This window comes from bacterium, assembly GCA_012517375.1.
Lineage (GTDB): Bacteria > Hydrothermota > Tepidihabitantia > B3-TA06 > B3-TA06 > JAAYVC01.
The window spans coordinates 42,155-48,823 of sequence record JAAYVC010000012.1; the positions used below are offsets into that span (position 1 = coordinate 42,155).

The following is a 6,669-nucleotide window of genomic DNA, read 5'->3' on the forward strand; positions in this document are numbered from 1 at the left end:
GGGCATACGCGAACGACGCGATTCAGACGTCTGGTGCAAAAAAACGGGGTCCGCACGAAATCGTTTCACGATTTTGTCGGGTGTATATACTCCTTGACACGGACGCTGTTTTTCTTACAATCCTTTCTATAAAACAAACATCAATGACCAAGGAGGCTTAATGCTTAAGCGTATTTCCGCAGTAGTATTACTCGCGGCGGTGGTGGCAATGGGATTTCCGGCCATTGGAGGCAGCAGGGGTTTTTACAGGGTGACGGACACCAAGTCGGACGGTTATGGAATGCTTTCACTATCCCTGCACAACACCTTCCAGCGCATGAACGTCGGCGGCACCGATTTTTACCAGCTCGGACTCCGCGGCGGCGTTACATATGCTCCGCTGGACTGGATGGAGTTCTGGGTATCGCCTACATACGGAGTGTGGACGGAGGATTTTGGATTCGGAAACATGAGAACGGGTTTCTATGACACGAAGTTCGGCCTTAAAGCTAGCGTAATCGGAATACCGGTCTTCAAGTTCGGGGCAATGGGTGTCGGCTCTTTCAGCACCCTTAACGACCAGTTCGGCTTGACGCCGGCAGGCGTCACGCCGGGCTTCGGTTTCGGCGGCGGACTTCTTCTGGGCTTCGACTTCAAGGATGTCTCGATAGCCGCTCCCTTCAACCTGGTTCTGAACCTTGGTTATCTCGGCAATACGGGCGCAGGCGTCGGAGACTCGCTCGCCATGTGCCTGGGTCTGGAACTTCCTGCAAAGACTTACGCCGTAACGCTCGAGGCAACCACAACCCAGGGCATGAGTTCGCTCTTCAACCTGGACTCGAACTCCATCAGGATAACGCCCGGCATCAAGTTCACCTTCCCGTTCGGCGTCGGTCTTGACCTTGGACTAGACATTGCATTCGGTTCGGATAATTTCGGCAATCCTATACCTACCTTCCAGGGCATCTTCGGCATCAATTTCGTATCACCCTTCTTAAGACCGTCCCCTCCCCCTGTCGGCGTGATAGCGGGTTCTGTCAGGGATGATATCTCTGGTAATCCGATTGCCGCAAGGGTTTCGTTCGTTGATACCATGATAAAGATACCGGCCGTAATAACCGACGCTGCCACCGGCGTCTACGAGTTCAAGGATGTTCCCGTGGGCGTCGTAACGATTAAGATTCAAGCAGAAGGCTACCGCGAGACGAGCATTCCGGTGGTCGTAAAGGAGAATGAGACCTCCACGCAGGATATAACCCTTATGCCTAAGCAGACTTACGGTTCAGTCACCGGTGTTGTCAAGGATGCAAAAACGGGCAGGCCCGTTGTTGCAACCGTAACCTTGAAGGGTCTTTCAAGACCTGCGGTGAAGACGGACGGCAACGGATACTACAGGATAGACTCAATTCCCACAGGCGTTGCCTCTATTGAAGCTTCGGCCCCCGAATTCATGCCGACCATAAGCACCATTCAGATTGAAGTGAATAAGACCGCAACGCTCGACTTGACGCTCAAGACGACGAAGGTAGTGGGCCAGCTTCTGGGCCAGATAAAGGACCGCAAAACAGAGGAGCCCGTATCAGGTACGGTCACCTTCCCTGATACGGATATAAAACCGGTCAAGTCCGACCCTGCCACTGGAGTGTTCAAGGCTGAGCTTCCCGCAGGCACCTACGCGATAGTTGTCTCCGCAGAGGGATATATTGACCAGCCCTCCCCTCTCGTGATCGTCGAAGACCAGGTCACCGAAAAGGAGTTCAAACTGGTAAAGAAAGGCATGACGTTCACTCTGCGCGGCATCTACTTCGACTACGACAAGGCTACAATCAAGCCGGAGAGCTATCCGGTTCTCGACGAAGCGGCAAAGATACTCAAGGAAAACCCCTCTATCAGGGTGGAGATTCAGGGACATACGGATTCGGACGGCTCCGACGAGTACAACCAGAAGCTCTCAGAGGCCCGCGCGGCTTCGGTCGTAAGCTACTTCGTTATGCAGCATGCGATAGACGCCAAGCGTCTTGTTGCAAGAGGCTACGGCGAATCAATGCCTGTCGCATCGAACGCTTCAGAAGCGGGCAAGGAGCTCAACCGCAGGGTTGAGTTCGTAATACTCGGAGAAATCTGAAATGGCAAAAGAAACCGAAACAGGTAAAGCTAAAAAGACATCCTTTGCGGCAGTACTCGCGTGGATTCTTGCAGGATTGCTTCTGGTATCGGTTTTTATTAACTTAATCACGTTTCTCTCCATACAGGGTTTCAAGAAGACCCTGAGCCAGATGCACGAACCCGTGTACGTCTATTTCACCCAGGAACTCAACTCGATTGAAGCGGAACTAGAGACCCTTTCGACCGCAACAGGCGGCGACAAATCGCCCTTCGTGAAGGATGAACGCAAGCTGAAAAAAGCTATCGACCATGCCCGGTCGCTTTGGGAGCAGACCCGCGAGCGGGAAGCCGAAGCGTGGTTCAACGCCTACCGCAGGGCAAAACGCGCCGAGGATGAGGTCGAAAAACTCTGGAAAGACTACCGCAAGGAGCTTGGGCTCCAAACTGTTCAGTAATTTGAGGATTAAAAGATTGAAGGGGCCGCAAGGCCCCTTCTTTGCAAATCAGACGATCAGAATTACTTGCCTTGCGTCCGTTCTCGCAAAAGCTGGTCGATGACAAGCTTAAGATCGGAATTATCTTCTCTTGCACCCAACCTGCGGTACCGAATCCGACCTGAAGAATCGATAATACCGTGCCACGGTATTGACCCCGGTAATCTGAAGGATTTCATAAAAGGCTGTCCCTCAGTGATAATAAGATTTGCATAGTCAAAGGGATGTTCGCTGAAATATTCTTTCAAGGCTTCAGGAGAGTCGCCTGTAAATGCAAGGAATACGACTCCAGTATTCTTGTAGTCGCTTACGAGTTTATTCAAATCCGGTATTTCTTTCTTGCATGGACCGCAGCCAATGCCCCATACATTAACTACAACAATCTTGCCCCTGTAATCGAACCATCTGCCCGCATTACCTTCGAGATCCTTGAACCCGAAATCAGTGGTTGTATTGAGATTCTCTTCCTGGGAAGTCATCGCTTCTCCGAGCCATTCCTCGAATCCGGCGCGGCTGCCTGTATTAAGAAGATGTAATCCCTCAAGGGCAGGTCTTGCATTTTGGTTGCCAAGGCTGTATGCTTTCAAAAAGTAATCCTGAGCCCGTTTATAACGTTCAAGACGTTGCCAGACCTTTGCCTGCTCAAAATATGCATCGGCTTCATAGTCTCTTTTAAAAAGAGTGACGAAGCTGAAATCCGCAAGCGCTTCATCATACCTTTTCAAACCTGCGTAAAGCTTACCGCGCTCAAGCGTCCAATTCTCAAGCCATCTAGTAACGGTTGCCGGATTAAGACTTGGATCTCCTGTATTCTTTTGGACTTCTCCGCAAAGAATGATCTCTACAGCCCTCGAATACTCTCTTATTGCTGAGGCAGTGTCAGCTTCATGGACGTAAAACATCGCCAGAAAGGAATGAAGCATTGGATTGAGCGGTTCTTTCGATAAAAATCTCTTGATTATTTTTTCTCGTTCCTTTTTGCTTAAGCTGGTAGAATCCTCAAGCCACCTTTTCGTAGCAGTATTAATAAGAAAGCTGAAACCGGTTCTTTTCAGTTCATCATCTATCCATTGATTAAGTGTATCCTTCCTTGCTTCGGATAGACAGGCAGGATCAGTGTATGCAACGTAATCTACGCTGCTTAATGCATTTGAGTATTCCTTCTTTCCGGAGTATTTTTTTCGCATTTCAGTAAGCAGAGCCCATGCAGTATCAGAATTTGAAAGCCTCATGAAACCATCAATACAGGCAAAATAATAGTAAGGGTGCTCTAAAGGATTTGCCCTCAAGCTGTCAAGCAGTAAAAGCGCAGAATCTCTCGGGTAACGGTTTGAACTCGCCCTAAAAAGCCTGTTTCTTATCTCTGAAAGCTCCTCCTCGATTGAATGCCAGCCCGAAGGCTTCTCAAGCATTATTTCAAGAGTGGCTCGCGCATCCCAATCTTCTAATGAGTAGAAATAAATCAGAACACTTGATGCAGAATCTGGCGCCCTGAAATGCATTCGTGAACTGTTGCCTTCCTGCTCGAAAGCTATAACCTTTTCCATATCAATACACCCGTATACAGGGACATGCCCTTTTATCAATGCACCAGGTGCATCGTGATGGTACGTTACCGTCACGGTATCGCCCCATGCAGGTTTCTCAGGCTCCCATATAATAACGGGTTGAACCGTATCAGGCGCTTGTGAAATAATAACAACTTGAAGTAAAACCGCTAACATCCTTTCTCCTTAAGGTTAAAGATTTGCGTATATACGGTTGAGTATAATTTAAAAACATATGTTGTCAATATCTTCTGCCACGTCTGAAACGCCCTTTGCACGGCTTCAAACTCATCGCCGTTGATGCAGCCAGGGTCCCCATCCTCGTTAATCTTGTAATGTACATTTATAGGATCGTAGGGCTGTGCTTTTGGCGGAATAGGCCAGTAGCCCAGAAGGTTGTAGGCAAACGCGACTTGAGCACAACCAAATAAAACCAAGGAAACGAGAATCAGCCGCTTCATTGATTAGCCTTTTGGATGAAACTGGCAGACAGTTTACATATCGCATCACAAAGTGGCATTGGTCTTTGCGTAAAAAGGTAAACTGAATCGTTGGCAATAGTATATTTCATAAGGGGGTGTACGTTGTAAAGGTGGTCGGTTTTTGAATTCTGCAGTGGTCTGTCAAATAAGGCGGCTAAGAATACTTCTCTCGTTGTAAATTTTGGTCCATCAGGATTCAACAGAAACGACCCGTCAGGACATTCGCCGCCTTCGTAAACAATTTTAAATGAACCCTGAGGTAGAAGCAGACTATCATTTTTGGTATAGAGTGCAATAATACTTGAAGAAACAAGTGTAACTGGGGTTACTCGTCGAAAGGGTTTATCGTTCACGACTCCTTCAATCGTATCCATTGAGTACCAGATGCTGTCCACTTTTGCTATGACAACCATATTAGTTGAATCCAGCATATACTGAAATGTTAGCGGTTTGCCTACGAATGAGTTTACGAGCGGTAAGCAAAGCACTATACTTAGAAACACGGACATCCTTCATCCTTGAGGTTAGAAGATTGATTGTACAAATAGATTTTATTAATAAAACATTTTATGTCAAGTCATTTTATTATTCGAGTTGTGTGAGGGGACCCCAAAAAAGTTGCGAAGCGGCTTTGTGGAGGTAAAACTACGCTTCTTCTTCGGGTGGCGTAGCCCTGCTTACGAGAAGGCTTGAGAAGAGGAGTATTTCAGCTAGCACCCGCATGTAGACAAGGACGAGTGTAACCCACGCCAAAGCGCCGTATATGAGCACTCGGCTGCCCGCAAACTGGATAAACGCAGAGCCCACCACGCCGATGAGCTGCCATACTACCGAGGAAATGAAGGCAATGAGAAGTGTAGGCCAGAACCTGAGCCTGCGTCTGGCAAAAAGGTAGAAGAGTCCGAGGAGAACGAGCGTAAAAAAGAATCCGCCGATAGCCTTGCCTCCCCAGTAGACGAGCGCGGGCGAGAGCTTGAATGAATGCCTGAAGTACGATGCGATGGTTGAGAATGAAACCGCGACGAAGAATAGCAGAACGCCTGAAACCATAAGGGCAAGGGAGATCAGTCTGCCGGTATGAAACTTGCGGCGCGGAGCCGAAAGCATAGTGGCAAAAGCACGTTCGAGCGAGTCGAAGAGCGCGATGGAGACCGTAAGCAAAAGGATGATACCTGCAATGCCAATTGCTCCCCAGTTGCCTGCAGCTTTAGTCAGGTGAGAAAAGAAAAAACCCTGCGCATCCGGAGGCAGGAAATCAAGGAAATTCTCAGCAATGAAGCTTTGAACATTTGGACGGAACCTGTAGCTGTAAGCGGCAACAGAAACAGCAAGGAAAAGCAACGGCAGAAGCCCGAAAAGAAAGCTGAATCCCAGTCCTTTTGCCAGAAGCGGACCGTTACGCCGGTTGTACTTGTTCATAATATCCCCGAACTCGCGCCCCAGCTTTGAAAATATCCCGCTTTTAGCCCTTCGGCTTCTCAACACTCTCCTTTGCATTTGCTTCGAGCGCACGCGCCTCCCTGGAAAACAGCATAGCGTATATGATGCTTCCTCTTCCCATAGCCATAGCCACGAATATCATTAATACTCCAAGAACGTAGAATATTCTTGATGGAATGCCCGCCCATCTACCCAGAAAGAGAAACAAAGCGCTAAGGATAAATGCGGAGTAAACTCCAATAAATCCAATGGAATATAGTCCTACGTTGGAGTTCGTTTTCATGCGGAAGAGTTTTTTTACGAGCTTCCCTGCCCATAGCGAGGCCTGGGGAACTGCAAGCATCCAGATGAAAAAAAGAAAGAGTACTGCAAAGGGAACCAGCGCAATACCAACGAGAGTGATAACGAGAACAACAAACGCTGCAGCAATAGCAAGTTTCATGATTATGCCGGTTAACAACATCTTCCATGGATTGCGTTCAACAAGAAGGGTTGATCGTCTCTGCCAGCGTTTGAACACGACAAGCGCAAGGAGACCGACAAGATACAATAAAGCAACGCTTATAAGGCGCCAGATTCCGCTAATTACATGACGGTAATGCCTGTCCTTGCGCAGCTGGA

The 6,669-nt window shown here is 48.3% G+C and carries 6 protein-coding genes; 2 read left to right on the forward strand and 4 right to left on the reverse strand.

The genetic code is table 11. From position 1 onward, the window contains the following. Positions 1-160: 160 nt before the first annotated feature. A complete protein-coding gene (locus tag GX441_01725; GenBank protein ID NLI97360.1) occupies positions 161-2,104 on the forward strand; it encodes an OmpA family protein in 1,944 nt (647 codons plus the stop codon). Between the two features lies 1 nt (position 2,105). After that, positions 2,106-2,540 carry a hypothetical protein gene (locus GX441_01730; protein NLI97361.1) on the forward strand — a complete coding sequence of 145 codons (435 nt, stop codon included), beginning with the start codon at positions 2,106-2,108 and terminating at the stop codon, positions 2,538-2,540. A gap of 62 nt (positions 2,541-2,602) precedes the next feature. Here the strand turns inward: GX441_01730 and GX441_01735 are convergent, their stop codons facing one another. The 4 genes from GX441_01735 to GX441_01750 form a co-directional block, all read right to left on the reverse strand. Next, complete coding sequence (locus GX441_01735; GenBank protein NLI97362.1) at positions 2,603-4,303, reverse strand: redoxin domain-containing protein; 1,701 nt, start codon at positions 4,301-4,303, stop codon at positions 2,603-2,605. Continuing rightward, positions 4,297-4,587, reverse strand: a complete 291-nt coding sequence (locus GX441_01740; protein ID NLI97363.1) for a hypothetical protein — start codon at positions 4,585-4,587, stop codon at positions 4,297-4,299. The genes GX441_01735 and GX441_01740 overlap by 7 nt, the downstream gene beginning before the upstream one ends. A gap of 666 nt (positions 4,588-5,253) precedes the next feature. Continuing rightward, complete coding sequence (locus GX441_01745) at positions 5,254-6,090, reverse strand: YihY/virulence factor BrkB family protein (protein ID NLI97364.1); 837 nt, start codon at positions 6,088-6,090, stop codon at positions 5,254-5,256. Then, positions 6,071-6,669: hypothetical protein (locus tag GX441_01750; GenBank protein ID NLI97365.1), on the reverse strand; the 599-nt coding region annotated here is incomplete at its 5' end. The genes GX441_01745 and GX441_01750, both read right to left, overlap by 20 nt.

What these genes read in the sequence shown, in the direction of transcription:
- GX441_01725 (NLI97360.1), top strand. Translation starts at nt 161, where the DNA reads ATGCTTAAGCGTATTTCCGCAGTAGTATTACTCGCGGCGGTGGTGGCA.
- GX441_01730 (NLI97361.1), top strand. Translation starts at nt 2,106, where the DNA reads ATGGCAAAAGAAACCGAAACAGGTAAAGCTAAAAAGACATCCTTTGCG.
- GX441_01735 (NLI97362.1), bottom strand. Translation starts at nt 4,303, where the DNA reads ATGTTAGCGGTTTTACTTCAAGTTGTTATTATTTCACAAGCGCCTGAT.
- GX441_01740 (NLI97363.1), bottom strand. Translation starts at nt 4,587, where the DNA reads ATGAAGCGGCTGATTCTCGTTTCCTTGGTTTTATTTGGTTGTGCTCAA.